Origin of the sequence: Leifsonia poae, assembly GCF_050632865.1 — a bacterium.
GTDB lineage: Bacteria > Actinomycetota > Actinomycetes > Actinomycetales > Microbacteriaceae > Leifsonia > Leifsonia poae_B.
This window is the reverse complement of sequence record NZ_JBODSA010000003.1, coordinates 114,059-139,629: the sequence shown is the minus strand read 5'-3', so window position 1 is coordinate 139,629 and position 25,571 is coordinate 114,059. Positions and strand designations below refer to the sequence as shown.

Here is a 25,571-nt window from a genome sequence, read left to right as displayed (position 1 = left end):
GAGGCGACCGACGTCAGGCTTCGACGGCCGCCGCTGCGCCCACCTTGTACCGCGCCCCGCGATGCGTCGCCGGCAGCCGGTCGCCCGCCCCGTGCAGCTTGTTGCGGAGCGTCCCCGGCGCATACTCCTCGGGGTAGGCGCCGCGCTTGCGCAGCTCCGGGATGACGAACTCGACGATGTCCTCGAAGGTGCCGGGGGTGATCGCGTAGGCCAGGTTGAAGCCGTCGACGTCGGTGTCCTCCACCCACTCCTGGAGGGTGTCGGCGACCTCCGAGGCCGAGCCGACGATGAAGGGGCCGAGGCCGCCGATCGCGCCGTTGCGGCCGATGTCGCGGACCGTCCACTCGCCGCCGTCGGCGTTGGGGCGCTGGAAGTTGGCGACCGCCGACTGGATCGCGTTGCTGTCGACGTTGCCGATCGGCTCGTCGAGGTCGTACTGCGACAGGTCCACGCCCATCCAGCCTGACATGAAGACCAGGGCGCCTTCGTCGCTCGTGTACTGCAGGAAGTCCTCGTACTTGGCCTGCGCCTTCTCGCTGGTCTCATCGGTGATGATCGTGAGCAGCGTGTAGATGCGGGCGGAGTAGCGGTCGCGGCCGGCGGCCTCGAGCGCGTCGCGCAGCTTGCCGACGGTGGCCTTCAGGCCCTCCTTGGTGGAGGCGGCGACGAAGATGGCCTCGGCGTTCTCGGCCGCGAAGCCGATGCCGCGCTTGGAGGCGCCGGCCTGGTAGATGACCGGGGTGCGCTGCGGGCTCGGTTCGGAGAGGTGGATGCCGGGGACGGTGAAGTGCTTGCCCTTGTGGCCGATCTCATGCACCTTCGACGGGTCGGTGAAGACGCCGGACTCACGGTCGCGGATGACGGCGTCGTCCTCCCACGACCCCTCCCACAGCTTGTAGAGCACTTCCAGGTACTCGTCGGCGTGGTCGTAGCGGTCATCGTGCTGCAGCTGGTCGTCGTGACCCATGTTCCGTGCGGCGGAGGGCAGGTAACCGGTGACCACGTTCCAGCCGACCCGCCCGTTGGTGAGGTGATCCAGCGTCGACATGCGGCGGGCGAACGGGTACGGGTGCTCGTAGGCGGTGCCGGCGGTGATGCCGAAGCCCAGGTTCTCGGTGACCAGCGCCATCGCCGAGACCAGAAGCAGCGGGTCGTTGACGGGCACCTGCGCGCCGTGCCGGATCGCGGCCTCGTTGCTGCCGCCGTAGACATCGTAGGTGCCGAGCACGTCGGCGATGAAGATGCCGTCGAAGGTGCCGCGCTCGAGCAGTTTGGCGAGCTCGGTCCAGTAGGTGAGGTCCTTGTAGCGCCAGGCGTGGTCCTCGGGGTGTCGCCACATTCCGGACGACTGGTGGGCGACGCAGTTCATGTCGAAGGCGTTGAAGCGGATCTGCCGGGTCATGCAGACCAGCATGGGAGGCCGCGCGGGGAGCGCGCATCCGGTCCGTCATGCGGCGTAACGCGCCGCACCCGTCACCGCAGCAGCACCGGCCCGGCGTCGATCCGCACCCGGAACAGCGAGTACGGGTACTCGCGCAGGTCCTCGCCCCGCTGGTACTTCGCCTGCCGGTGCAGCTGGTTGGCGGTCACGTAGAGGTATCCGTCCGTCGCCACCGACATGGTGTCCGGCCAGAGGAGTCGTGGGTCGTGCACCAGCGTCTCCATCGTGCCGTCGGGGAGGCGCCGAAGGACGGCGTTGTGCGACCAGTTGGTGGAGTAGAAGCGGCCCTGGTCGTCCGTCTCCAGGCCGTCGGCGGCCCCGCCCTTGTCGCCCTCGTCGCGCACGAGTTCGCCCACCTGCGAGTCGGGGAGGTCGCGGTCGCGCATCGCCTCGGTCGGGACGCTGTACCAGCGGCGGGACAGCAGCGGGCAGTACCACAGCCGCTCGCCGTCGGCGGAGATCGCGATGCCGTCGGATCCCATGGTCACCGGCTTCGGCGGGCCGTCGGCCGGCCGCTCGGCGAAGACGCGTCCCTCCACCACCGGCGTCAGCTCGGGAGGCGTGACGGCCTTCGTGGAGGGATGGTCGTGCAGCCTGCGCCACGCCTCACCGCTCTCCAGGTCGACCACGATGATGCCGTTCGGCCCCTGGTCGGACGAGTCCGTTACGTAGGCGACGCCGTGCCGCAGGTCGAAGCGGACGTCGTTGACGTACGACGTGGGCAACGCGACGTCCTGCTCGAACACGATGATCTTCGCCACGGTGTCGGTCTGCAGGTCGATGCACACCAGCTTCGGGCCCCCGCGCTTAACCGGCCGCATCATCGGGCTTCCGGTGTCCAGGATCCACAGGCGGTCTGCCGGGTCGACGACGATGCTCTGCACCGACACCAGCCGTTCGGGATCGTCGTCACCGCGCGGCTGATTGATCTCCTCGCTCGGGAAGGGCACGGGATACCCGCCCTTCAACTCCACCACGGTCGCCGGCACCTCGTCGCCCCACTTGGGGTAGTTCACGAAGATGCGGCCGGTGTGCGAGACGCTGACGCCGGTCGGCATGGGGCCGTCGTCGAAGCTGTGGACCAGTTCCAGTCCGCCGGTCGGCGCGTCGGCCGGGTAGCGGGTCGCTGCGGGGTCGGTGGCGTTCGTGTCGGTCACGGGGTCCTCCTCTGTTCGCCGTCGGAGCCCACCCGACGCGGCCGTCCCTCCCGCGTCAAGGGGTTGCCCGGTTACGACGACCGGAGGGTCTGCGACGGGCTCTCGCCGAACGCGGCGCGGTACGACGCCGCGAACCGGCCCAGGTGGATGAAGCCCCATCGCGTGGCCGCCTCGGTGACGCTGTCGGTCCCCGGCCCGGCCTTCAGAAGGTCCTCGCGCACCTTCTCGAGCCGCACGGTGCGCAGGTAGTTGGTCGGCGTCGTGTCCAGGGTGCGGCGGAACCCCTGCTGCAGGCTGCGCGCGCTCACCGAGACCCGGGCCGCCAGCTCGACGACGGTCCACGGGTGCGCCGGGTCGGCACGCAACAGGTCCACCGCGCGGGAGACCGGCCGCAGCCCCGAGTCGGGAGCGGGGTACCGCAGCGCGTCCGAGTGGTTGTGGGGCTGGGCGAACAGCATCGAATCGATCAGCGTCTGCTCCAGCCGCAGCCGGGCCAGCGGATGCGCGAGCGGGCCGCCCTCCATGGCGGAGGCCTCGTCGATCATGCGCAGCGTGTCCAGCAGCATCCGCCCACCCGGCCCGGTCAGGTCGAGCTCGCTCGTGTACCGGAGGGGACGGATGGACTCGCGGCCGAGCAGACGCTCCAGCTCGAGCTGGAGCTCCGCGCGCGGGATCATGACCGACAGCTGCGAGAACCAGGCGCTGCAGTCGAGCCGCACCGGCTTGCCCGGGGTGAAGACCCCGGCGGTGCGCGAGGTGGCGTGGATCTCCGGGTCCACGCCCGCCTTCATGACGGCCCGGCCGTGGACCGGGATGTCGAGGTGGTAGTTCTCGGCCTCGACGGTCTGGATGGAGACCTCCTCGCGGAACTCCATGAAGCCGCAGGTGACCCGCCCGACCTGGAGCGCGTTGAGCGTCATCTCGACGCTGCCGGAAGGCGCGACGGACGGGAACTCGACCGGGAGGAAGACCTCCGACAGCGCCTGCCGCGCCTCCTCGACGCCGTGGCCCGCCGCGACGCGGTGGGTGGCGAAGAGCTCGCTCGGCTGCCGGTTCATGCGGCGATTGTAAGCACGTCCCAGGAGCCCTCCCGACCGTTTATCGAACGGGGAGTTCGCGAACAGGACACCCGCGTTCGCATGCCGGATAGCAGCGCTCCGGGGGTCTGCCTACCGTGAATACGCGGTCGACGTGTCCGACCGACGCACGGTGGTCCCCTTCTTCGGGTGGAGAGGGCCACCGTGCACCATCGAGTCCCGACCACCCGGAGCGTTGGATGACGATGATCGAGCCGAACCCGGTGACGCGGCCCCGCTGGTGCCCCCGCTGCCTCAATCGCATGCGCGTCACCCGCAATCCGTACTACGGGGTCGGGCTCGCCGTGCACCAGCACCTCTCGACCTGTCCGCAGTGCGGGTACGTCGAGTTCGTGCGCGGAGCACCGCGTCGCGTGGACCCGGCACCCGTCGCGACGGCCTCGCCACCGGCGTCGCTGGGACACCGTCTGCTCGCTCTCGCGGCGCGCTGGTTCGCCGCACAGCGCTAGCCGACCGACCATCACGGGTCATCCCTGACCCCCGAGGCTGGTCACGATGTTGATCGCGACGGCGATGACGACCGTGCCGAAGAAGTACGACAGGAGCGCGTGCATGAGCGCCTTGCGGCGTGTCCCGATCGCGTTCGGTTCGACCTCCGAGACGGCGTACGACATCCCGATGGTGAACGCGAGGTAGGCGAAGTCGCTGTAGGTGGGGGGCGACTCCTGGTTGAAGTCGAAGCCGTTCCCCTGACTGTCCACGTAGTACATCCGCGCGTACTTGAACGCGTAGACGGTGTTCACCAGCGCCCAGGCCACGATCGCCCCGAGCATGCCCAGGAGCACCAGGACGACCGAGATCACGTCGGTGCTCCGGTTGCTGGACTGGATGATGGACGCCACGACAGCCGCGATGCTGATGAGGCACGCGGTGACCATCACGTTGTCCGTCACGTGGGTGGTGGACTCCTCGCGAGCGAGGCGCTCGGTTCCGGCGCTGTCCTGGTGCCAGCCGATGCGCCAGACCCAGACGAGGTCGACGATGCCGAACGTGCACCAGCCGACGAGCGGGCCGATCCGGACATCGACGGCGAGAGCCGCGACGGTCCCCGCGACAGCGCCGATCACGACGCAGATCAGGGTACGTCGGGCGGAGAGAAGGCGACCGGCCATGGCTGTTCCTGACGCAGGCACGGGCGGGCGGCGCCGACCGGGTCACCGGACGACGCCGTCCACCGCGCTGCCGTCAGGCGTTCGCCCCTGCGGGGTGCAGGACGACCTTGGTCCAGCCGTCGTCACGGGCGTCGAAGTGCTCGTACGCGTTCGGCGCCTCGGTCAGATCCAGCTCGTGGCTGACGATCCAGGACGGGGTGGCCTTGCCGGCCGCGACGAGGTCGCGGAGCGCCCGGTTGTACTTCTTCACCGGAGCCTGGCCAGATCCGATCGTCTGGCCGCGGAACCAGAACTCGCCGAAGTCGAACGCGACCTCGCCCTGCTTGGCCAACTCGTCGGAGGCGCCCGGGTCCTGCGGGACGTAGACCCCGACCACCCCGATGGTCCCGGTGAACCGGACGGATTGGACCAGCCGGTTGAGCGTCATGTTGGGGTGCTCGTTGCCCTCGACGTCGTGCGCCTGGTAGCCGACGCACTCGCAGCCGTTGTCGGCCCCGAGCCCCATGGTCATCTCGTTGACCGCCTCGACGGGATCCACCTTCGAGTCGTCGATCGGGATGGCGCCGATCTCCTCCGCGAGCTTCAGTCGGTCGGGGTGACGGTCGACGATCATGACTTTGCTCGCGCCCTTGAGGGTCGCCGAGTACGCCGCCATCAATCCGACCGGCCCTGCGCCGTAGATCACGGTCTGGTCGCCCGGCTTCACCCCGGCCATCTCGGTGGCGTGGTAGCCCGTCGGGAAGATGTCGGCGAGCATCACGTAGTCGGTCTGCTTCTCCGCGGCGTCCTCGCCGAGCCGCAGGCAGTTGAAGTCGCCCCACGGCACCCGCAACAGGTCGGCCTGTCCGCCGGCCCAGGGACCCATGTCGGCGAACCCGTAGGCCGCGCCCGCCCACGCCGGGTTGGGCTGTGCGGTCAGACAGTAGTTGGTGAGACCGCGCTCGCAGTTCTTACAGTGCCCGCAGGCGACGTTGAACGGGAGGACGACGTACTCGCCCACCTGGACCTTGTCGACGGCGTCGCCGACCTCGATCACCCGCCCCATATTCTCGTGCCCGAACCACCGGCCGGTCTCGAAGTCGGTCCGGCCCTCGTACATGTGCAGGTCGGATCCGCAGATGTTGGTCGAGGTGATCTGCACCAGGACATCGGTCGGGCGCTCGATACGGGCATCCGGGACATCCTGGACGCTCACCTGACGCGGGCCGTCGTACACCACTGCTTTCATTGCTTCTTCCCTCCATCGATGGATTGGACGGGGCGGCGGCCCGCTCATCCCCGCCCGGGCGTCGCTCCGCTACCGCACGCACCGTAGGCGGAAGATTTCCGATGAGGCCCGGTTGACAAACCGGGCTACAAGGCGGCGGCCGGTTCGCGCACATCGGACAGCGGCTGTCGCGGTCCGGATATCAACGGATGGTCTCGCTGCCTAGCGTGGACGCGGAACCGCCATGAGACATCGAGGATTCGCCGGCCCCGACGCGTGGCTGGCCGCCGTGGAGCGCGAACTCGCGCGCCCGGACGCGCTCCCCGTCCTGATCGCGAAGGGCATCGATCCCGACGCCGTACGCAGGGTCGCGCGAATCGAGGCGTCCCACGCGTCCCCTCTCGGGCGCTGCTGTCTGAGCGCCGAGCAGGTCGCCGGCGCGACGGGACTGCCGCGGGCGTCGGTGCTCCGCGCCCGGCTCGCGCTGGTCGAGCTGGGGCTGGCGGACGCGGTCACGGGCCCGGCCTCCGCAGGCGGCGTCCAGCGCGAACTCCACCACGGATAACGTGTGTGAGTGCGCTAACAGCATCACTCAACCCTAGAATCCCGCGCGATTCCGGCGTTCAAACTTTTGTTTGACAGAGTTTGATAGTGCGCTAACATGGCCAGCACGAACCCAAACAACGAAGGAGTTGGACGTGACTGAGCCGTACACAGTCGTAGCGCTCTCGCCGCTGCAGATCCCGATCGTGGAGCCGGAAGACGCGCTGAAGAACACCAAGCGCATCATCCAGTTCATGAAGACGGCGGTCGGTGTCGCCGCGACCGAGGGCTACCCGGTCAAGCTGGTCGTCATCCCCGAGATGGCCATCCAGGGGATGCACATGGCGTTCCACGCGGGTGACCGCGAATATGAGAAGAAGTTCGCCCGCACCATCCCGGGCCCCGAGACCGACGAGCTCGGCAAGGCCGCTCGTGAGCTGAACACCTACATCGCCGGCGAGCTGTACCTGGTCGCGGACGACGATTTCCCGGACCGCTACTTCAACTGCGCGTTCATGATCGACCCCAACGGCGACGTCATTTACCGCCGCGCCAAGGCCACTTCGGACGGCTTCGAGGGCGGCACCCTCGGCACCACGAACCCCCACGACCTGTGGGACGAGTGGATCGTCAAGAAGGGGAACGGCAACGTCATGGATGCCATCTACCCCGTCGCGAAGACCCCGGACATCGGCAACATCGGGTACGTCATCTGCCACGAGGGCGCCTACCCGGAGATCGCACGCGGCCTGGCCATGAACGGCGCGGAGATCATCATCCGCGCGACGCTCATCGAGCCGCAGACCTCGCAGGGCATGTGGGAGGTCCAGAACAAGGCGCACGCCCTGTTCAACAACGCGATCGTCGTCGCCCCGAACCTGGGCCCGGAGCTCGGCCCGGACGGCGTCGTCAACGACCTCTTCGGCGGCCGCTCGATGATCGTCAACCAGCGCGGCAAGATCATCACCGAGACCCCCGGTGTCACCGCGGGCGACACGTTCGTCAGCACGACGATCGACATCGACGCCCTGCGCCGCGACCGCCAGGCGAACGGCGTCTTCAACGGCTTCAAGGACCTCCGCACCGAGCAGTACGCGGCCATCTACGAGAAGCCGATCTACCCCAAGAACCAGTACCTCGACGCCCCTCCCGGGGAGGACTGGCTGGCCCGCGAGCGCGCCACGCGCGCCCGCAACATCAAGCTGCTCGAGGAGCGCGGGGTCTTCACCCCGCTCGACTGAGCACCCGGCGGCGGCGCCCCGCGGACCCTCCGTCCTCCCCATCGGGGCGCCGCCGCCACCCGCACGATCCGCTCCACAGGCAGTACAGGCATCACCCGCCCCACCCCGAAGCAACAGCTGCACCGATCACCTCACAAGGAAGTGGAAACATGATCAGCACCCGTTCCCGAACCATGCTCAAAGTCGCCGGCATCGCGGCGGTCACCGCCGTCCTCTTCACCGGATGCGCGCGCGGCGGAACCGACGGCGCCGCCTCGGCGGACGACAAGAAGTCCGGCAAGGGCCTCGTCATCGGCTGGAGCCAGCGCGGCATCAGCGGCAGCGACTGGTGGAAGACCCTCGTCGAGGGCGGCCAGGCCGAGGCCAAGAAGCTCGGCGCGAAGATCCAGCTGCTCGACGCCAACGGCGACACCGTCCGCCAGAACGCCGACGTCCAGACCCTCATCACGAAGAACGTCGACGTCGTCATCATGAACCCGAACGACCCCATCGGCGTGGGCGCCTCGGTCGCCGCCCTCCAGAGCGCGAACGTGCCCCTCGTGACGGTCAACTCCAACCTCGACAAGTCGCTGGTGCCGGACATGTACTGCTACGTGGCCGAGGACCAGGGCTACACCGGCTCGCTCGCCGGCGAGGTCGCCGCGAAGAAGGCGCTCGTCAAATTCGGCGACTCGGGCGAGATGAAGATCGTCGGCATCGGCGGCTTCCCCGGCGACGTCCTCAGCGACCTCCGCTTCAACGGCTTCATGAAGGGCTGGGAGAAGGTCATGAAGGACCACCCGGGCGTCATCACCAAGAAGCTCGAGACCAAGTACGGCGAGTGGAAGCCGGACAAGGCGCTCGCCCCGATCCGCGACGTCGCGACGGCGAACCCGGACCTCAAGATCGTCTACAGCATGAGCGACGTCATGCAGGGCGGCATCGAGCAGGGCCTCCAGCAGGCGGGCATCTGGGGCGACGGCGTCATCGTCGCCGGCTACGACGGCGGCATGAACGTCGTCAAGGAGATGGTCGACAACCCGACCGGTCCGATGCAGGCGACCGCCTCCAACCAGCCGTGGGACCAGGGCGTCGAGGCCGTGAAGATGGCCGTCGCCGCCTACAACGGCGACAAGACGGCGTGCCCGAAGAAGGAGGTCTTCATCAAGACCACCGTCGTCACGCCCGAGAACGCCAAGGACTACTACAAGCCCAGCGACACCTACGTCCGGGCGAACGACTAGGCGCGTAAGGCGCCACAAGCGGCCGTCGCTGCGCCCGATGTCATCGGTTCGGGCGCAGCGACCGGCTCCATCACACACGTACGAGGAAGTGCAGAGGAAACATGGACGAGCTTCAGCTCGAGGGCATCACCAAGGGCTACCTGGGCGTCCAGGCGCTCAAGGGGGTCAGCTTCTCGGTCAAGCGCGGGAGCATCCACGCGCTCGCCGGACAGAACGGCGCCGGCAAGTCGACGCTCGTCAAGATCCTCTCCGGCGCCGAGGTCCCGGATGGCGGGACGATCCGCCTCGGCGGCGAGGTCATGCGGTTCAAGGAGCCGACCGACGCCCAGGCCGCCGGCATCCACACCATCTACCAGGAGCTGAGCCTCGTGCCCTCCCTGTCGGTGGCCGAGAACATCTTCCTCGGCACGCTCCCCAAGAAGAGCGGAGTCGTCGACTGGAACGCGATGCAGGCTCAGGCGCGCGAAGCGCTCGCCCGGGTCGGCTTCGACCTCGACGTGCGGCAGCCGGTCTCCAGCTTCTCGGTGGCCGAGCAGCAGGCGGTCGAGCTGGCCAAGGCGCTCCACAAGGACGCGCGCATCCTCCTGCTCGACGAGCCCACCTCCACGCTGCCCCTGCCGGATGTGGAGCGGCTGTTCACCGTGCTGCGCCGCCTCGCCGCGGAGGGCGTGACACTCCTCTACATCTCGCACCGCATGGATGAGCTCTACAGCCTCTGCGACGCGGTCACCGTCCTGCGCGACGGCGTCACCGCGGCCAACCTGCAGACGGCCGACTCGAAGCCCGCCGACGTGGTCACGGCGATGGTCGGCAAGAGCCTCGAGGGCTCGATCGCCGACGCGGCCCTGCGCGGTGAGCGCAGCCCCGGCTCGGCGCCGGGCGCACCGAAAAGGTGCTGCTCTCGGCTCGCGGGCTCGGTGAGGACGACCGCGTCGCCGACATCGACTTCGACCTGTACCAGGGCGAGGTGCTGGGCATCGCCGGCCTCATCGGCTCCGGTCAGTCGGAGCTCGCCAGCCTGCTCGCCGGCGCCCGCAGGAAGACCGACGGCGCGCTGCTGATGGACGACAAGCCGGTCGACTTCGCGTCGCCGCGTGACGCCATCCGGCGCGGGATCGGCCTGCTCCCGCAGGACCGCAAGGCGCAGGGCTTCATCCCGGAGATGGGCGTCGCGGGCAACATCACGCTCGCCAGCATGCCGATGTTCAGCCGGCTCTCCGTGATCGACGGCAAGCGCGAGAAGCGCGCGGCCCAGGACATGGTGACGAAGCTCGGGATGAAGGTCTCCAGCGTCAACCAGCCGATGAAGACCCTCAGCGGCGGAACGCAGCAGAAGGGCATCCTCGCCCGGTGGCTGGTGCGCTCCTCCCGCCTCCTGATCTGCGACGAGCCGACCCGCGGGGTCGACGTCGGAGCCAAGGAGGACATGTACGAGCTGATCCGCGACTTCGCCCGGTCGGGCGGGACCGTGGTCATCGCGAGCTCCGAGATCTCCGAGGCGATGATGTGCGACCGCGTGCTGGTGATGGCGCGCGGCCGTGTGGTCGCCGAGTTCGATCACGACGAGATCGACCCCCAGGGACAGCGGATCCTCCAGCTTCTGGCCTGAGCCGCCTCCCCACCGAACACCCACTGACGAAGACCCAATGACGGGAAAGACAATGTCGAACAAGACCCTCCCCGAGCCGGCGACGTCCACCGGATCGTCCCCGGCCGCCCAGCCCCGATCGACGTGGGGCGGTGTGGCCAAGCGCCTGCTCCCGAAGAGCTACCTGCTGCTCGTCCTCGTCGTGATCATCGTGATCGGCTACTACGTCTCGGCCGACTTCCTCACGCTCCGGAACGCGGAGAACGTCATTGCGGCCGCGTCCATCGTGGCGGTGCTCGCCGTCGGGCAGTTCTTCGTGATCCTCACCGGCGGCATCGACCTGTCGGTGGGATCCATCCTGGCGATGTCGACCGTCATCGTCGCCCTCACCCTGCAGGCGGGCATGCCGACGGGGATCTCGGTGGCCTTCACGCTGTTCTGCTGCGGTGTCGCCGGGCTGATCAACGGCCTGCTGGTCGTGTGGCTGCGCATCCCGCCGTTCATCGCGACCCTGGCGATGATGAGTGCCGTCAAGGGTTTCAGTTACATCATCCAGTCGACCAGCCTCATCCAGATCACCGACCAGACCTTCATCGACCTGTTCGCCCGCGGCACCAGCCTCGGCCTGCAGAACCCGGTCATGATCTTCCTCGTCGTGATGATCCTCGCGGCGCTGGTGGCGAAGTTCACCACCTTCGGCCGGTCGCTGTACGCCATCGGCGGCAACCCGGAGGCGGCGCGCCTGTCCGGCCTCCCCGTCGCCCGCAACCTGATCATCACGTACACGATGTCGGGCCTCCTCGCCGGTCTCGCCGGTCTCATCGCGGCCGCCCAGCTGCGGCAGGGCAGCTCGCTCATCGGCGTCGGCTACGAGCTGGACGCGATCGCGGCCGTCGTGGTCGGCGGCGCCTCCCTCATGGGCGGCAAGGGCGACCCGATCAGCGCGGTCATCGGCGTGTTCGTGCTCGCCACGATCATCAACGTCATGAACCTCGTCGGCATCTCGTCGGAGCCGCAGCTGGTCATCAAGGGCGCCGTGATCGTCATCGCCGTCTTCCTCTCCTCGGCGGGAGGCGTCCAAAGGATCTCCGGATTCTTCCGGTCGCACTTCGGACGCCGGACCGCACGGGCAGCGAGCTGATCCGGTGTCGGCACCTTCGAGCAACGAGAAGCAGTCGACGACTCGCGGTGCCAGGATGATCGATGTCGCACGGCTGGCCGGGGTCTCCCAGCAGACCGTCTCCCGGGTCGTCAACGGGAGCCCCAACGTGGCACCGGAGGTCCGGGACCGCGTGGAGACCGCCATCCAGCAGCTGCGCTACCGCCGCAATCCCGCTGCACGGGCTCTGGCCAACGGCCGGACGATGAACATCGGGATCGTCAGCTTCGGCCTGGCCCAGTACGGCCCGTCCGTCGCCCTCAGCGGCATCGCGGACGAGGCGAGGAAGGCGGGCTACGCCACCAACCTCGTCACGCTCGGCGACGTGGACCGCGCAGGGATGAAGGCGGCCCTCGAGCATCTGGTCGAGGACTCGGTCGACGGCATCGTCGTCCTGGCCCCGGTCCAGGCGGCCCTCGAAGCCATCACCGGACTGGACGCCGGCGTCCCGCTGGTCGTCTTCGAGCCGGGTGCTGCGGAAGGCACGCGGAGCGTCGCGACCGACGAGGTCGCCGGCGCCGAGCTCGCGACCCGGCATCTGCTGGACCTCGGGCACGAGACCGTCTGGCAGGTCGCCGGTCCCAGCGGCTGGCTGGGCAGCGACGCCCGGATCCGAGGCTGGGCCAGAACCCTCGCCGCGGCGGGCCGGGTGACCAACAAGGCGTTCGTCGGCGACTGGTCCACCCGCTCGGGCTACGCCGCCGGATGCGAGATCGCCGGCAACCCGACGATCACGGCGGTGTTCGTCGCCAACGACCAGATGGCCCTCGGCGTGGTCAAAGCGCTGGCGGACGCGGGTCTCCGGGTGCCGGAGGACGTCAGCGTCGTCGGCTTCGACGACGTCCCCGAATCCCAGTACTACCGGCCGGCCCTCACCACGGTCCGCCTCGACTTCGAAGAGGTCGGACGCCTGGCGGTCGACCGCATCCTGCACCTGATGCGCGGCGGCGAGGCCGACCCCCTCCCGCGGGTGAGCCCCACGCTCATCGTGCGACAGAGCACGGCACCACCCTCACGGACTCCGTGAACCACCGAACCCCCGACAGAAAGCGAAGCGCAATGACCACCAAACAACTCGGACGCACCGGGCTCACCGTCTCCGACGTCTGCGTCGGGACCAGCGCCCTCGGCAGCTTCCCCGCGCAGTACGGCTACGAAGTGGACACCGAGACGGCCGTCGCGACCATCCGTCGCGTCTTCGAAGGCCCGTTCACCTTCATCGACACGTCCAACGAGTACGGCGGCGGCGACAGCGAGAAGCGCATCGGCCAGGCCATCCGCGAGAACGGGGGAGTGCCGGAGGGCTACCTGATCGCGACCAAGGTGGACCCGATCCCGGGCACGACGGACTTCTCCGGCGACCGCGTGCGCCGCTCCGTCGAGGAAAGCCTCGACCGCCTCGGCCTCGACCACCTTCCGCTGGTCTACCTCCACGACCCCGAGAAGATCAGCTTCGAGGAGGGCGTGGCCCCGGGCGGTCCGCTCGAGGCCCTGATCGACCTGCGGGACCAGGGCGTGATCGGCCACCTCGGCGTCGCCGGCGGGCCGATCGACCTCGAACTGCAGTACCTGGCGACCGAGGCGTTCGACGCCGTGATCAGCCACAACCGGTTCACGCTGGTCGACCAGTCGGCGGAGCCTCTGCTCGACGACGCGCAGGCTCGCGGCGTGGCCTTCGTGAACGCGGCGCCGTTCGGCGGCGGGATGCTCGTGAAGGGCCCGGACGCCGTTCCCACCTACTGCTACGCCCCCGTCGCCGACGAGGTGCTGGACCGGGTGCGCCGCATGGAGGCGCTGTGCGCCGAGCACGGGGTCCTGCTCGCCGCAGCGGCCCTGCAGTTCTCGCTGCGCGACCCGCGCGTCACCTCCACGATCGTCGGCATGTCCGAGCCGAAGCGTGTCGCGCAGACGGTGGAGCTCGCGGAGTTCGACATCCCCGAGGCGCTGTGGGACGAACTGCTCCCCATCGCGCGCCTGGGCCGCGCCGGGGTGCTCGCCTAGGCGACGCATCCCCCAACAGAACGTCACAAGGAAGGACAGACAATGACCACCCTCAAGAACCCCGAGCCGGTCGACGTCGTGATCGTCGGCGCCGGCGCCGGCGGGGCGACCGCCGCCAAGGTGCTGACCGAGGCGGGACTCCGCGTCGTCGGCCTGGAGCGCGGCCCGTGGCTGAAGCCCGAGCACGCCTCCGGTGACGAGCTCAAGTTCCTGAACCGCAACTTCATCTGGCAGGACCCGAAGCTCAAGCCGCGCACGTACCGCCAGAACGACAGCGAGGAAGCCGTCATCACGAACTTCTCGGCGACGCCGCAGGTCGTCGGCGGCGGCACGACGCACTGGGGCGGCATGGTGCCCCGGATGACGGAGAACGACTTCCGTCTCCGTTCGATCCACGGCGACGTCGAGGGCGCGAGCCTGGTCGACTGGCCGATCAGCTACGACGACCTGGAGCCGTACTACACGCGGGTCGAGTGGGAGTTCGGCACCTCCGGTCTCGGGGGTGCCAACCGCTGGGAGGGCCGCCGCAGCCGCGACTACCCGACCAAGCCGGCGCCGCTCAGCCAGATCGGCCGCAAGTTCGCGACCGCGATGAACAAGATGGGCCACAGCACGTTCCCGATGCCGCAGGGCATGGTGACCGAGCCGTACCGCGGTCGCAAGCCGTTCAGCGAGAACGGGTTCTGGCAGCAGTACCCGGACCCGGGCAACGGCAAGTCCTCGACGCTGATCAGCTTCATCCCGGACGCCATCAACACCGGTCTCTACGACCTGCGGTCCGACTGCTATGTCAGCGAGATCCTGGTGGACAAGACCGGCAAGGCGACCGGCGTGCGCTACCAGGACGAGAACGGCAACGAGTTCGTGCAGAACGCCAAGGCCGTCATCGTCTGCGGCGGCGGCATCGAGACCCCGCGTCTGCTGCTGATGTCGAAGTCCGCGCTGTTCCCTGACGGGCTCGGCAACGGCAGCGGCCAGGTCGGCAAGAACGCCACCTTCCACCAGTACTCGTTCTCGGTCGGTCTCTTCGACAAGGAGCTGCACGACCCGCTGTACGGCTGGTCGGGGCACTACATGAACCTGTGCTCGTTCGACTTCTACGAGACGGACGAGTCGCGGGGACACATCCTCGGCTCGCTCATCTTCCCGTCGATGCTGGGTCATCCCGTCAACTGGAGCTTCCCCGGCCGCCCGACCTGGGGCCAGGCCGCCAAGGACGCCGACCGCGACCTCTTCAACTACAGCATGAAGATCGGCATCCTGCTCCACGACCTCCCCGTCGAGTCGAACCGCGTGGACCTGGACCCGACCGTGAAGGACGCCTGGGGCCTCCCCGTCGCGCGCATCACCCACACGCCGCACGCGAACGACTTCGCGCAGGAGAAGTGGCAGGTGAAGAAGAACGGGGAGATCCTGGAGGCCGCGGGGGCGTCGAAGGTCGTCCCGGTCAACATGGAGCGCATCACCGGCAACACCTCGCACGAGCTCGGCACGGCCCGCATGGGCAACGACCCGGCGACGTCGGTCGTCGACAAGTGGTGCCGCTCGCACGAGGTGCCGAACCTCTACGTGTTCGATGCCAGCTTCTTCCCGACCGCGACGGGCATCAACCCGGCACTCACCATCATGGCGAACGCCTGGCGTTGCGCCGACCGGATCATCGCCGTGGACCGCCACGGCTGGACCGACTGACATCCACGGGACCTGCAGAGGAGACGACGAAGACAATGGGACAGGCAGAATGGGTCACCGTACCGATCTCGACCAGAGACACGGATGGGCCGCTGTTCTTCACGGAGCACGAGTGGGCGACTGTCGAGGCCGCCACTGCGCGCATCATTCCGACGGACCACCACCCGGGAGCCCGCGAGGCGGGGGTGGTCCGGTTCATCGACCGGATGCTGGCGGGGACGCAGTTCGTCTTCCCCGCGGCTGACGGCAAGGGCTTCCTCCGCATGGAGGGGCTTGAGGAGAAGGCCTGGCAGGAGCGCATCGAGAGCCGCCAGAAGTTCTACCGCGAGGGGATCGTCGAACTCGACGGGATCGCCGCCGAGAAGTTCGGCGCCGACTTCGTCGACCTCGACGACGACCAGCAGGACACGGTGCTCGAGATCATCTCGAAGAAGGAGAAGCCGGCGAAGTTCGTCTTCGCCGAGTCGGACGGCCAGGGCAGCGGGGGAGCGCCGGCGGGCAACCAGCCGGTCAACGAGGACTTCCTCGAGTTCTTCCCGCTCCTGGTCCTGAACACCCGGCAGGGCTTCTACGGCGACCCGGTCTACGGCGGAAACGACAACCGCGTCGGCTGGCGCGTGATCGGCTTCCCCGGCCCCCCGTCGCTGGCCGCGACCATGGACGGCAGCTACACGACGCTGGAGTACATGATCCCGGAGGCCGAATGGCCGTACGAGCAGCACCCCGCGGTGCTGCGCTACGGCAACCGCTGAGCCGCCGGCTCATCACGGGACCGGCCGGGCGCTGACGAGCGCGCGGCCGGTCCCGGCCATAATTGGGGGATGACGGAGACGAGAGCCGGTGCGCCGCGTGCGGCGCGCATGGTCGATGTGGCCCGGCTGGCGGGGGTGTCGCAGCAGACTGTCTCGCGCGTGGTCAACGGCCACAGCAACGTCTCTCCCGAGATCCGCGACCGGGTCGAGGCCGCGATGTCGCAGCTGCGCTACCGCCGGAACTCGGCCGCCCGCGCGCTCGCGACCAGCCGTTCGATGAACCTGGGTGTGCTCAGCTACGCGCTCTCCGTCCACGGCCCGGCGCTCGCGCTGTTCGGCATCGCCGAGGAGGCGCGCAGGAACGGCTACTCGACGAGCCTCGTCAGCGTCGCGGAGGTCGACCAGGCCAGCATCCGGGCCGGGCTCGACTCCCTGGTGGACGGCGGCGTAGATGCCATCGTCGTGCTGGCGCCCATGACGGCGGCCACCGAGGTCCTGCAGCGGCTCGACGCCGACGTGCCCGTGGTGCGCTTCGAGCAGGGCTCGCCCGCCGGCCCCGCCACGATCTCCATCGACGAGACGCTGGGCGCGCAGCTGGCGACCCGGCACCTGCTCGACCTCGGGCATCGGACCGTGCACTTCGTCGGTGGCCCGGCGGGATGGATGGCCTCCGAGGCGCGTCAGCGCGGGTGGCAGACCGAGCTCGCTCTCGCCGGCCGGTCCGTCCCGGCCGTGTTCGAGTCCGACGACTGGTCGGCGGAGTCCGGCTACCGTGCCGGTCTGGCGATCGCCGAGGACCGATCCATCACCGCCGTGCTGGCGATCAACGACGTGATGGCGCTCGGCGTCATCAAGGCTCTCAACGACCGCGGGATCAGCGTGCCCGACGAGGTGAGCGTGGTCGGCTTCGACGACCGCGACGAGTCGGCCTACTTCCAGCCCGCGCTGACGACCGTCCGACTGGACTTCACGGAGGTCGGACGCCGAGCGGTGGAGAGCGTGCTCGGCGCCCTGCGCGGCGAGACGCCCGCGACCATCCCGCTCATCCAGCCGGAGCTGAAGGTGCGGGACAGCACGGGCGCCCCTGCGCGCTGACCCTACGGCTGGAACACCGCCCGGACGCAGCCGTCCGTCTTCTCCTTGAACATCCCGTAGCCCTGCGGGCCCTGGTCGAGCGGCAGGATGTGCGTGGCCAGGTGCTCGGTGACCAGCTCGTCGCGCGCCATCCGCTCGAGCAGCATCGGGATGTAGCGGTGCCCGTGCTGCTGCGCCGACCGCAGCGTGAGGCCCTTGTTCATGATGGGGCCCAGCGGGAACTTGTCGACGAAGCCGCCGAAGACGCCGAGCACGAAGACGCTCCCGCCCTTCCGCGCCGCGAAGATCGCCTCACGGACCGCCGTTGGGCGGTCGGTCTGCAACCGCAGCTGCTGCTTGAGCTGGTCGTAGGCGAAGTCCGGGCCGTCGTGGTGCGCCTCCATCCCGACCGCCTCGATGCAGACGTCGGGGCCGCGGCCGCCTGTCAGCTCGCGCAGTTCGGGAAGCACTTCGCTGGTCTCGTAGTTCATCGTCTCGGCGCCGATCACCTGCTCCACCTGGGACAGCCGCTCCTGGTAGCGGTCGATCACGATGACCCGCTCCGCCCCCAGGAGCAGCGAGGCGCGTGCGGCCATCTGCCCGACGCCGCCGGCGCCCCACACCGCGACGGTGTCGCCGGGCTTCACGCCGCCGAGGTCGGCGCCCATCCATCCGGTCGGCGCCGCGTCGGAGGCGAACAGGGCCCGCTGGTCGCTGACCCCTCCGGGACGGAGAAGGCGCCCTGATCGGCGTACGGCACGCGGATGTACTCGGCGTGACTTCCCGCCCAGCCGCCGAGGGCGTGCGAGTAGCCGTAGCAGCCTCCGGGAGCCTGCCCCCACAGCATCTCCGGGATGCCGGCGTTGGGGTTGCCGTTGTCGCACAGCGAGTACAGCTCATGCTGGCAGTACCAGCATCGTCCGCAGCTGATGAAGGAGCACACGACGACCCGGTCGCCGACCTTGTGCTTCGTGACGGCCGAGCCGGTCTCGACGACCTCGCCCAGGAACTCGTGGCCCAGCACATCCCCGCCCGCATCGTCGGCACGTAGCCGCCGAGCAGGTGAAGATCGGAACCGCACGTCGTGGACAGCGTGACACGCACGATGATGTCCTGAGTGTTCAGGATGGACGGGTCGTCCACTTTCTCGACCGCGAGCTCGTTCACTCCGGTCCAGCACAGAGCCTTCACAGCACACCCTCGCGCCCTTCGCCTCGTCCTCGGCCTTGTCGACGGCGGCGCCGAACAGGGTCGCCTTGCGCTTGCCGTGCGGCCTGGGTGTCGCCCGCAGGATCTCGCCGGTCTCGAACAGCTGCTTCGCGTCGCGCAGCGCCACCCGCAGCGCCTGGTCCGGGTCGTCGTCGCCGACCACCGGCTTCGGGTCGACATCCGGCCGCAGCCGGGCGTGCACCTCGAAGCCCTTGTCCCCCGGAGCCGTCGCGAGCCGGACCTCCAGCACCTCGCGCAGCCGCTCCAGCGGCGCGGGGTAGCCGTCCCGCGAGAACGCCGCCTGATCGCCGAGGACGGTCACCGCCTTCCATCCCTCGGGATGCCGGCCGTCGCCGTCGCTCTCCTGCTTCTTCTTGACGAGTTCCCTCGCCACGAGCCCTGCCGCCGCCGCACCGACCACGCCGGCGACGACCGCCGTCTTCGCACCCATTTCCGCTCCTCTGATCATGAGGACGGTCACCCCGCCCTCTCCTCTCGATCCCTGCACCGTAGGAGCGGGCGGGAAGCGCTCCCAGGGCTTCACATGCGGGATCGCGAGCGGATAATGCGCCACCTCCCTCAGACCTCGGGGCTCGCGCAGCCGGGTGCGGCGGCGATAGCGTTCGAGCAGGCGAGACGACCGGAGGAGGACCGGATGAGCGACACCGGCAGCGGGGGATTCGAGTACCCGGATGAGGCCGGCTACCCGGACGGCACGGGGACGCTGAGCGAGACGCAACAGATCCTGGTCGACGAGGTGGCCTCGGACGCGCAGAGCGGTCCGGGCATCGAGTTCTACGTCGAGGACAACGAGAAGACACGGACCTTCGACGCCATCAGCGGCGACACGCTCCTCGGCGGGATCACGTACTCGCGCCGCGGGGACGAGGTGACGTTGATCGCGACGTCGGTGTTCCCCGAGTTCCGAGGGCAGGGCGTCGCGACCGCCCTGGTGCAGCGTGTGCTGGACGCGCTGCGTGACGAAGGGCTGAGCGTGCGGGTCGAGTGCCCGATCGTCAGGACGTTCGTCGACGGGCACCCCGAGTACGCGTCGCTCGTGGCGCGCGACTGACGGCGACGCCGGTCACCGCCGCGCGCGGTGGTACGCCTCGAGCACGGGAGGCACACCCTCCGTCAGCATCTTCCTGCGGACCTTTCCGAGCAGCTTCGACATCGCGTAGCCGCCGACGCCGGTGAACCCGGTGTGATGCCAGGTGAAGCGGGTTCCGTCCGGAGACTCTTCGAGGAGGTAGGTCACGTCGGTGACGTCGTCCGAATCCTCGTCGCCCTTCCACGTGTAGTGGAGGGAGTGCGGCGCGTCGACCGAGATCACCTCGCAGTAGACGACGCCGGCCCAGCCCAGGGTGGGCTTGCCGACGAAGCGGAAGCGGGTGCCCGGAACGGCTTCGAACCCCTCCGGCCTGCCTCCCTGTCCGGTCGTCGTCCAGCGGGCGACCTGCTCGGGCTCGGTCAGCACGGCCCAGACCTCTTCGATCTGGTAGGGGTAGTCGCGAACGATGGTGTATTCGGTCATGGCGATAATCTACCTAACGGTAGGTAGTTTATCTACCCTGCGGTAGGTAAGCTGGGGGCATGGACACTCGACGTCGCGGCGAACGCACCCGAGAGCTGGCACAGCAGGCGGCCCTGCGGCTGTTCACCGAGCAGGGGTACGAGGCCACGTCGCTCCGGCAGATCGCCGACGAGCTCGGCATCAACAAGGCCTCGCTCTACTACTACTTCGACGGCAAGGAGGCGATCCTGCAGTCCCTCCTCGATCAGCGCGGAGACGAGGCGGAGGAGCTGCTGGCCTGGGTGCGCGAGCAACCCGCTTCACCCGACGTCATCGCGGCCGCCGTGTCCCGCTGGGTGGACTCGTTCACCGCCGACAAGCTGCAGGGCATCCGGTTCCTGGCGGCGAACCCGCGCCTGCTGGCCGGCCTGACCCGCGACGGCGAGACGCCTCAGGTCGGCACGAGTCTGTCTCAGCTCGCGGACGAGCTGAGCGCCCGGCTGCCGGACGGCACGCCGGAGGACGTGATCGTTCTGCGCATGGCGCTGCTCTCGATCAACGCCGCCGTGCAGGCCGCGGCGACCACCACCGCGGACGACGCCGCGATCATGGCGGCCGCCCGCCGCGCGGCGCGCATCCTGACCGAGGACCTGGCGGCCGCTCCACCTCGATAGGGTTCGGGGTATGTCAGACCCGATCGACGTCACCCTGCGGCCGCGCACCGAGGGGGACCTCGACGCGCTGTACGCCATCGCCTCCGACCTCAGCACCTGGGATGAGCGGACGCCGTCCATGCCCGCGCCGCTGACGCGTGCCGCGTACGAGGCGCGCCTCCAGCAACTCGACGCAAGCCCCGACAAAGCCGTGAGCTTCGTCGTGGAGGCCGACGGCGGGGCGGTCGGCAGTGTGTCCCTGTTCTCGTTCGACGACCTCGCGCGTCACGCCGAGGTCGGGATCGCCCTCCTCCCGGAGGCCCGGGGACGGGGATCGGCACGGCCGCGATCGAGCGCATCGTCGAGTTCGCCTTCGTCCGCTGCAACCTGCGCCGCGTCCACCTGCAGGCGATCGCCTCCAACCTGGCGGCGATCCGGGCGTACGAGAAGGCCGGTTTCGTCGTGGAAGGGCGTCAGCGGGAGCACGCCTGGGTCCGAGGGCGTTACGAGGACATCGTGGTGATGGGCCTGCTGCGGTCGGAGTGGCGCGCGAGCGACGCCGTTTAGGACGCCGGCTGCAGCGCGGGCATCGCGTCGTCCTCGCGAGCGACGATCAGCCCGCGGGGGCTGTCCGCCGATCGGGCGAGCCGGCTCAGCCACTCACGGTTGAGCGCCGGTGTGCGCGAGCCGTCGTAGTGGAAGACGAGGTCGCTCGTCGGGCTGATCCACACGCTGGTGCGGCCGCCGCCTACCGAGCGGGTGTCCCTCCAGGACAGCGCGAAGCTCTCCCCGTGGCGGAGTTTGTTGATGATGACGACGTGCAGATGCGCGAGGGTGCGGTCGTCCATGTCGAAGTCGCGGTTCTGGTAGCTGAGGAAGCCCATGATGTTGCCCTCCTGGATCGGTCCGGAAGGGGGCAAAGATCGTGCCAATCGAAGCTTCACGTCTACCGGAGGGTGTCCTCGTAGTCTGCCCGCATGCGGGTGACACTGTCCACGTGGTGGAGGGGACTGTCAGGGGAGGCGGAGGGGACTGTCAGGCGCGACGGAGGCGATGCGCGGCCGGGCAGTCGAACGGGTCCCGGGCGGCCAGTCCGACGCGGTTGAGGTAGCGGATGACGATCCGGTACGAGTTCACCAGCCCGGTCTCGGTGTACGGGATGTCGTGCGCGGCGCAGTGCTCCCGCACGAGTTCGCGCGCCCGCCGGAGCGCGGGTCGGGGCATGCTCGGGAACAGGTGGTGCTCGATCTGGTGGTTGAGCCCGCCCATCAGGAGGCTCATCCCGCGACCCCCGCGGATGTTCCGCGAGGTCAGCACCTGCTTGTTGAGGAAGTCGACGCGCGAACCCGCAGGCAGGAGCGGCATCCCCTTGTGGTTAGGGGCGAACGACGCTCCCATGTAGACGCCGAAGACCGCGAGCTGCACCCCGAGGAACGCGAAGGCCATGCCGAGGGGGAGCGTCAGGAACACGACCGCGATGTAGACGGAGAGCCGCAGGCCGACCGCGACGAGCTCGGTCCCGCGGCGTTCGACCGGTCCCCGGGCCAGCAGCGAGCGGATGGAGGTGACGTGGAGGTTGACGCCCTCCAGCAGCAGGAGCGGGAAGAACAGGTAGCCCTGTCTCCGCGTGATGACGGCGAGGAGGCCCCGCTGGCGCGCGGCGTCCTGCTCGGTGAACGAGATCGTGTCGAACGCGATGTCCGGGTCTTTGCCCTCGGTGTTGGGGTTGGCGTGGTGCCGCGTGTGCTTCGTCATCCACCACTGGTAGCTCATGCCGACCAGCCAGGTCGCGATGAGTCGTCCGGCCCGGTCGTTGGTGGGGCCGGAGGCGAAGACCTGCCGGTGCGAGGCCTCGTGGCCCAGGAACGCGAACTGCGTGAAGATGAGACCCAGGGCGGCGGCGATCAGCAGCTGGAACCAGGAGTCGCCCAGCAGGATGAAGCCGGCGACCGCGCCGCCGAGCCCTGCGGTGAGGGCGGCGAACACCCCGATGTAGAAGCCCCGACGCCGCTCGAGGAGTCCTTCGCCGCGGACGCGTCCGAGCAGTTCGTTGTACGTGCTGGTGACCGCCGGGCGGTTGCCGGTGCGAGGCCTGGTCCGCAGGACGGGGCCGAGGGTGGATGCAGTCATGCTGTCCTCCGCTGGTGAGACGACTTCCCAGCCGAGGATGTGGGCGGACGCCCCAGATGATCCGAGCGTAGGCGCGCTAGCTGGGTGTTCGTCGGTCCACGTGCGATGAGCGAATCAGCGCCGGGCCCTCCGCGCCGCACGGTTGCGGGCCAGCACCCACCCGGTGATCACGCCGATGGCGAAGACGATCAGCACCAGCAGCCAGGTCGGCAGCTGAACCTGCCCCCACAGCACGAAGATGGTCGCCTGATCGCCGCCGATCCCGTTCTGGATCGCCACGACGATCAGCAGCAGGACCAGCACGATGGCGAGCCACTTGCGCTTCACGAACTCGCCGAACCGGTTGTCGCCGGAGGTGCCCTGGCTGCGTGCGCCGCTCATGCGGTCAGTATGGCGTACCGTGCCCAGGGTGACCATCCTCCCGACCGACGCCGAACGCCGGCTCGCCCTGCGGCGGATGAAGGCGCTCGCGACGAGCCTGCTGGTGGTGGCCGCCGTCGTGTTCGCCGTGTCGTTCGCGCTCCAGGATCGCTATCCGTGGCTCGGGTTCGTCCGCGCGGCGGCCGAGGGCGCCATGGTGGGCGCGCTCGCCGACTGGTTCGCCGTGACCGCGCTGTTCCGGTATCCGCTCGGGTTGCGCATCCCGCACACGGCGATCATCCCGAACCGCAAGGACGAGATCGGCGCGACGCTGGGCGCGTTCGTCGAGACGAACTTCCTGTCGGACGAGGTCGTCGCCGGCAAGCTGGGCACCATCGACCTCGCCGGCGCCGCCGCCGACTGGCTCGCCGAGCCGGGGAACGCCCGGCGGGTGGTGGCCGAGTCGTTCCAGGGGGTGGCCGGGCTCGCCGACCTGGTGGACGACGACCGGATGCGCGAGGCGATGGAGGCGGTCGTCCGCACGCACGTGGTCGCTCCGCTCTGGGGGCCGCCCCTCGGCCGGCTCGGCGAGCGGGTGCTGAGCTCGGGCGGCCACAGGGAGGCGGTCGACCTCCTCCTGGATCGGCTGGACGAGTGGCTGGCGGCCAACCCCGAGGCGTTCGGGTCGGTCGTGTCGCGGCGGCTGCCGTCGTGGTTGCCGTCGTTCGTCGACCGCGCGATCGACGATCGGCTCCATGCGGAGGCCCGGCGGCTGGTCCGGAGCGTGCGCGATGACCCCGACCACCGCCTCCGTCGCTCGCTCGACGAGTACCTGGCCCAGCTCGCCGACCGGCTGCAGCACGACGACGCGACGATCGAACGGCTCGAGGCGGCGAAGGGACGCGCGTTCGACGACCCGCGCATCCGCGAGCTGGCCGCCTCCACCTGGCAGGCCGCCCGCGCCGCGGCGATCGACGCGCTCGCCGACGAGGACGGCGAACTGCGGCGGCGTGCCGAGGCGTTCGTCGTGGATGTGGCACGCCGGATCCGCGCGGACGACCAGTTGCGGGCCTCGCTCAACGCACGGCTGACCGGCGCGGCACTGCACCTCGTGACGAGCTACCGGAGCGACATCGCCCACGTCATCACCGAGACCGTGCAGTCGTGGGACCCGTCGGAGACGACGGAGAAGATCGAGACGCAGGTCGGCCGCGACCTGCAGTTCATCCGCATCAACGGCACGGTCGTGGGCGCCCTCGCGGGGCTTGCGATCTACAGCGTGGCGACGGGCGTGTCCGCGCTGTTCTGACAGCGCACATCGCACCACGAGGCCGGTGGTTCAAGGGATCGAGTGCGCGACGGCGCGCGGATACACCGGGACCATGAGCACCGTGCAATCGCCGACCAGGAATCCGATCCACACTCTGCCGTCGAACGCGTTCGCCTTCGTGATGGCGACCGGGATCGTGGGCACCGCGTTCACGACAGCGGGCCTCCGCCCTGTCGGTGTGGTGCTGGCGGTCATCGGTGCCGTCGGTTTCGTCGTGCTCGCCGTGCTGCTGATCGCGCGCGGGATCACCGCCTCCGACCGGTTCGCGGCGGACCTGCGCGACCCCGCCCGTGGCTTCGGGTTCTTCACCGTGGTGGCCGCGCTCGGCGTGCTCGCGGCGCTGTTCGCGATCCTCGGCGTCCCGTGGGTGGCCACGGTCGCCGCCATCATCGCGGTCCCGGTCTGGCTGCTGGTCACGTACGGGATGCTGCCGCTGCTCGTCCTGAGCTCCGATGCCGGCGAGCCCGTGACCCGGGCTGTCGATGGGTCCTGGATGCTCTGGGTCGTCGCGACGCAGGCGCTCGCGATCATCTTCTCGACGCTGGGCGCCGGGATCGTGGGCATCGCGCTCTGGGGTGCGGGCGTCGTCCTGTACCTCCTGATCGCCGGGCTGCTGACCGCGCGGCTGTTCGGGCGGCGCGGCAGCGAGGCGGCCGTCGAACCGACGGCGTGGGTGGTGATGGGCGCCGCGGCCATCTCGGCGCTCGCCGCCGGGCGCCTGACCCTGATGCCCGAGCTGCTGGCGGTGCGGCCGTACCTCAGCGGGACGGCGCTGCTCCTGTGGGGGTTCGGGACGTGGTGCATTCCGTTCCTCGTCATCGCCGCGGTGTGGAAGCGGTTCGTGAAGCGGACACCGCTGCGGTACGAGGCGCCGCTCTGGGCGGTGGTCTTCCCGCTCGGGATGTACACCGTCGCGACCCAGGCGCTGGCGCGGGCGACCGGATCCCAGCTGCTCAACACGGTCGGGCAGGTGGCGTTGTGGGTGAGCGGAGTGGCGTGGGTCGTCGTCGCCGTGTTGGGCCTTGTGGCGTTGGTGCGCGGCCCTTCCCGGCGTGCGTCCCGGTGACGACGCCATTCTGCCGTCTTCCC

The 25,571-nt window shown here is 69.3% G+C and carries 27 protein-coding genes and 1 pseudogene; 17 read left to right on the top strand and 11 right to left on the bottom strand.

Going from position 1 to position 25,571, the window contains the following annotated elements:
- Window positions 1–13 precede the first annotated feature (13 nt).
- The 3 genes from ACRAWB_RS10660 to ACRAWB_RS10650 all read right to left on the bottom strand — a co-directional run bounded on the left by ACRAWB_RS10660 (window position 14) and on the right by ACRAWB_RS10650 (window position 3,656).
- Entirely contained in the window at window positions 14–1,402 is a 1,389-nt protein-coding gene (locus tag ACRAWB_RS10660; protein ID WP_431353300.1) for an LLM class flavin-dependent oxidoreductase, read from the bottom strand.
- 71 nt (window positions 1,403–1,473) lie between these two features.
- Window positions 1,474–2,598 (bottom strand): L-dopachrome tautomerase-related protein, encoded by a 1,125-nt coding sequence (locus tag ACRAWB_RS10655; protein WP_431353299.1) that lies wholly within the window; start codon window positions 2,596–2,598, stop codon window positions 1,474–1,476.
- 71 nt (window positions 2,599–2,669) lie between these two features.
- Window positions 2,670–3,656 carry an AraC family transcriptional regulator gene (locus ACRAWB_RS10650; RefSeq protein ID WP_431353298.1) on the bottom strand — a complete coding sequence of 329 codons (987 nt, stop codon included), beginning with the start codon at window positions 3,654–3,656 and terminating at the stop codon, window positions 2,670–2,672.
- 218 nt (window positions 3,657–3,874) lie between these two features.
- Here ACRAWB_RS10650 and ACRAWB_RS10645 point away from each other — a divergent pair, with 218 nt between their 5' ends.
- Window positions 3,875–4,144, top strand: a complete 270-nt coding sequence (locus tag ACRAWB_RS10645) for a hypothetical protein (protein WP_431353297.1) — start codon at window positions 3,875–3,877, stop codon at window positions 4,142–4,144.
- Window positions 4,145–4,162: 18 nt separating this feature from the next.
- Here ACRAWB_RS10645 and ACRAWB_RS10640 read toward each other — a convergent pair whose 3' ends face one another.
- Together ACRAWB_RS10640 and ACRAWB_RS10635 are read right to left on the bottom strand one after the other, a co-directional pair.
- The gene (locus tag ACRAWB_RS10640; protein WP_431353296.1) at window positions 4,163–4,807 is read right to left on the bottom strand and encodes a DUF1345 domain-containing protein; all 645 of its coding nucleotides are present in this window, start codon (window positions 4,805–4,807) and stop codon (window positions 4,163–4,165) included.
- Window positions 4,808–4,880: 73 nt separating this feature from the next.
- Window positions 4,881–6,035 (bottom strand): glutathione-independent formaldehyde dehydrogenase, encoded by a 1,155-nt coding sequence (locus ACRAWB_RS10635; protein ID WP_431353295.1) that lies wholly within the window; start codon window positions 6,033–6,035, stop codon window positions 4,881–4,883.
- Between the two features lie 223 nt (window positions 6,036–6,258).
- Between ACRAWB_RS10635 and ACRAWB_RS10630 the strand changes: the two genes are divergently transcribed.
- The 11 genes from ACRAWB_RS10630 to ACRAWB_RS10580 all read left to right on the top strand — a co-directional run bounded on the left by ACRAWB_RS10630 (window position 6,259) and on the right by ACRAWB_RS10580 (window position 17,308).
- Window positions 6,259–6,579, top strand: coding sequence for a hypothetical protein (locus ACRAWB_RS10630; protein ID WP_431353294.1), 321 nt, complete (start codon window positions 6,259–6,261; stop codon window positions 6,577–6,579).
- A 133-nt stretch (window positions 6,580–6,712) separates the two neighbouring features.
- On the top strand, window positions 6,713–7,798 hold the full coding sequence (locus ACRAWB_RS10625) for a nitrilase-related carbon-nitrogen hydrolase (protein WP_431353293.1): 1,086 nt from the start codon (window positions 6,713–6,715) through the stop codon (window positions 7,796–7,798).
- Window positions 7,799–7,947: 149 nt separating this feature from the next.
- Window positions 7,948–9,021, top strand: coding sequence for a sugar ABC transporter substrate-binding protein (locus ACRAWB_RS10620; protein ID WP_431353292.1), 1,074 nt, complete (start codon window positions 7,948–7,950; stop codon window positions 9,019–9,021).
- Between the two features lie 101 nt (window positions 9,022–9,122).
- Complete coding sequence (locus ACRAWB_RS10615) at window positions 9,123–10,082, top strand: ATP-binding cassette domain-containing protein (protein ID WP_431353291.1); 960 nt, start codon at window positions 9,123–9,125, stop codon at window positions 10,080–10,082.
- On the top strand, window positions 9,989–10,630 hold the full coding sequence (locus ACRAWB_RS10610; RefSeq protein ID WP_431353290.1) for an ATP-binding cassette domain-containing protein: 642 nt from the start codon (window positions 9,989–9,991) through the stop codon (window positions 10,628–10,630). The genes ACRAWB_RS10615 and ACRAWB_RS10610 overlap by 94 nt, the downstream gene beginning before the upstream one ends.
- Window positions 10,631–10,667: 37 nt before the next feature.
- The gene (locus tag ACRAWB_RS10605; protein WP_431353289.1) at window positions 10,668–11,750 is read left to right on the top strand and encodes an ABC transporter permease; all 1,083 of its coding nucleotides are present in this window, start codon (window positions 10,668–10,670) and stop codon (window positions 11,748–11,750) included.
- 55 nt (window positions 11,751–11,805) lie between these two features.
- Entirely contained in the window at window positions 11,806–12,795 is a 990-nt protein-coding gene (locus ACRAWB_RS10600; RefSeq protein WP_431353288.1) for a LacI family DNA-binding transcriptional regulator, read from the top strand.
- A 32-nt stretch (window positions 12,796–12,827) separates the two neighbouring features.
- Entirely contained in the window at window positions 12,828–13,769 is a 942-nt protein-coding gene (locus ACRAWB_RS10595; protein WP_431353287.1) for an aldo/keto reductase, read from the top strand.
- Window positions 13,770–13,811: 42 nt separating this feature from the next.
- Complete coding sequence (locus ACRAWB_RS10590; RefSeq protein WP_431353286.1) at window positions 13,812–15,461, top strand: GMC family oxidoreductase; 1,650 nt, start codon at window positions 13,812–13,814, stop codon at window positions 15,459–15,461.
- Window positions 15,462–15,496: 35 nt separating this feature from the next.
- Window positions 15,497–16,213, top strand: coding sequence for a gluconate 2-dehydrogenase subunit 3 family protein (locus tag ACRAWB_RS10585; protein ID WP_431353285.1), 717 nt, complete (start codon window positions 15,497–15,499; stop codon window positions 16,211–16,213).
- 108 nt (window positions 16,214–16,321) lie between these two features.
- A complete protein-coding gene (locus ACRAWB_RS10580; protein WP_431354500.1) occupies window positions 16,322–17,308 on the top strand; it encodes a LacI family DNA-binding transcriptional regulator in 987 nt (328 codons plus the stop codon).
- 2 nt (window positions 17,309–17,310) lie between these two features.
- On the opposite strand, the gene ACRAWB_RS10575 is transcribed toward ACRAWB_RS10580, so the two are convergent.
- Both ACRAWB_RS10575 and ACRAWB_RS10570 read right to left on the bottom strand, forming a co-directional pair.
- On the bottom strand, window positions 17,311–17,955 hold the full coding sequence (locus ACRAWB_RS10575) for a zinc-binding dehydrogenase (RefSeq protein WP_431353284.1): 645 nt from the start codon (window positions 17,953–17,955) through the stop codon (window positions 17,311–17,313).
- On the bottom strand, window positions 17,931–18,947 hold the full coding sequence (locus ACRAWB_RS10570) for an alcohol dehydrogenase catalytic domain-containing protein (protein ID WP_431353283.1): 1,017 nt from the start codon (window positions 18,945–18,947) through the stop codon (window positions 17,931–17,933). The genes ACRAWB_RS10575 and ACRAWB_RS10570 overlap by 25 nt, the downstream gene beginning before the upstream one ends.
- Before the next feature lie 204 nt (window positions 18,948–19,151).
- Here ACRAWB_RS10570 and ACRAWB_RS10565 point away from each other — a divergent pair, with 204 nt between their 5' ends.
- Window positions 19,152–19,568: a GNAT family N-acetyltransferase gene (locus ACRAWB_RS10565; RefSeq protein WP_431353282.1), complete on the top strand. Its 417-nt coding sequence runs from the start codon at window positions 19,152–19,154 to the stop codon at window positions 19,566–19,568.
- A gap of 12 nt (window positions 19,569–19,580) precedes the next feature.
- Here ACRAWB_RS10565 and ACRAWB_RS10560 read toward each other — a convergent pair whose 3' ends face one another.
- Window positions 19,581–20,030 carry an SRPBCC family protein gene (locus ACRAWB_RS10560; protein ID WP_431353281.1) on the bottom strand — a complete coding sequence of 150 codons (450 nt, stop codon included), beginning with the start codon at window positions 20,028–20,030 and terminating at the stop codon, window positions 19,581–19,583.
- Window positions 20,031–20,089: 59 nt separating this feature from the next.
- Here ACRAWB_RS10560 and ACRAWB_RS10555 point away from each other — a divergent pair, with 59 nt between their 5' ends.
- Both ACRAWB_RS10555 and ACRAWB_RS10550 read left to right on the top strand, forming a co-directional pair.
- Complete coding sequence (locus tag ACRAWB_RS10555) at window positions 20,090–20,683, top strand: TetR/AcrR family transcriptional regulator (protein WP_431353280.1); 594 nt, start codon at window positions 20,090–20,092, stop codon at window positions 20,681–20,683.
- A gap of 10 nt (window positions 20,684–20,693) precedes the next feature.
- Window positions 20,694–21,229: pseudogene (locus ACRAWB_RS10550) on the top strand (GNAT family N-acetyltransferase).
- Here ACRAWB_RS10550 and ACRAWB_RS10545 read toward each other — a convergent pair.
- The 3 genes from ACRAWB_RS10545 to ACRAWB_RS10535 all read right to left on the bottom strand — a co-directional run bounded on the left by ACRAWB_RS10545 (window position 21,226) and on the right by ACRAWB_RS10535 (window position 23,173).
- A complete protein-coding gene (locus ACRAWB_RS10545) occupies window positions 21,226–21,546 on the bottom strand; it encodes an ATP-dependent DNA ligase (RefSeq protein WP_431353279.1) in 321 nt (106 codons plus the stop codon). The pseudogene ACRAWB_RS10550 and the gene ACRAWB_RS10545 overlap by 4 nt on opposite strands.
- A gap of 151 nt (window positions 21,547–21,697) precedes the next feature.
- Complete coding sequence (locus ACRAWB_RS10540; protein ID WP_431353278.1) at window positions 21,698–22,792, bottom strand: fatty acid desaturase family protein; 1,095 nt, start codon at window positions 22,790–22,792, stop codon at window positions 21,698–21,700.
- Window positions 22,793–22,906: 114 nt separating this feature from the next.
- Entirely contained in the window at window positions 22,907–23,173 is a 267-nt protein-coding gene (locus tag ACRAWB_RS10535) for a LapA family protein (protein WP_431353277.1), read from the bottom strand.
- On the opposite strand from ACRAWB_RS10535, the gene ACRAWB_RS10530 reads away from it, so the two are divergent.
- A complete protein-coding gene (locus ACRAWB_RS10530; protein WP_431353276.1) occupies window positions 23,172–24,461 on the top strand; it encodes a DUF445 domain-containing protein in 1,290 nt (429 codons plus the stop codon). The two genes, ACRAWB_RS10535 and ACRAWB_RS10530, sit on opposite strands and share 2 nt — an antisense overlap.
- A 73-nt stretch (window positions 24,462–24,534) precedes the next feature.
- Complete coding sequence (locus tag ACRAWB_RS10525) at window positions 24,535–25,548, top strand: tellurite resistance/C4-dicarboxylate transporter family protein (protein ID WP_431353275.1); 1,014 nt, start codon at window positions 24,535–24,537, stop codon at window positions 25,546–25,548.
- Window positions 25,549–25,571 lie beyond the last annotated feature (23 nt).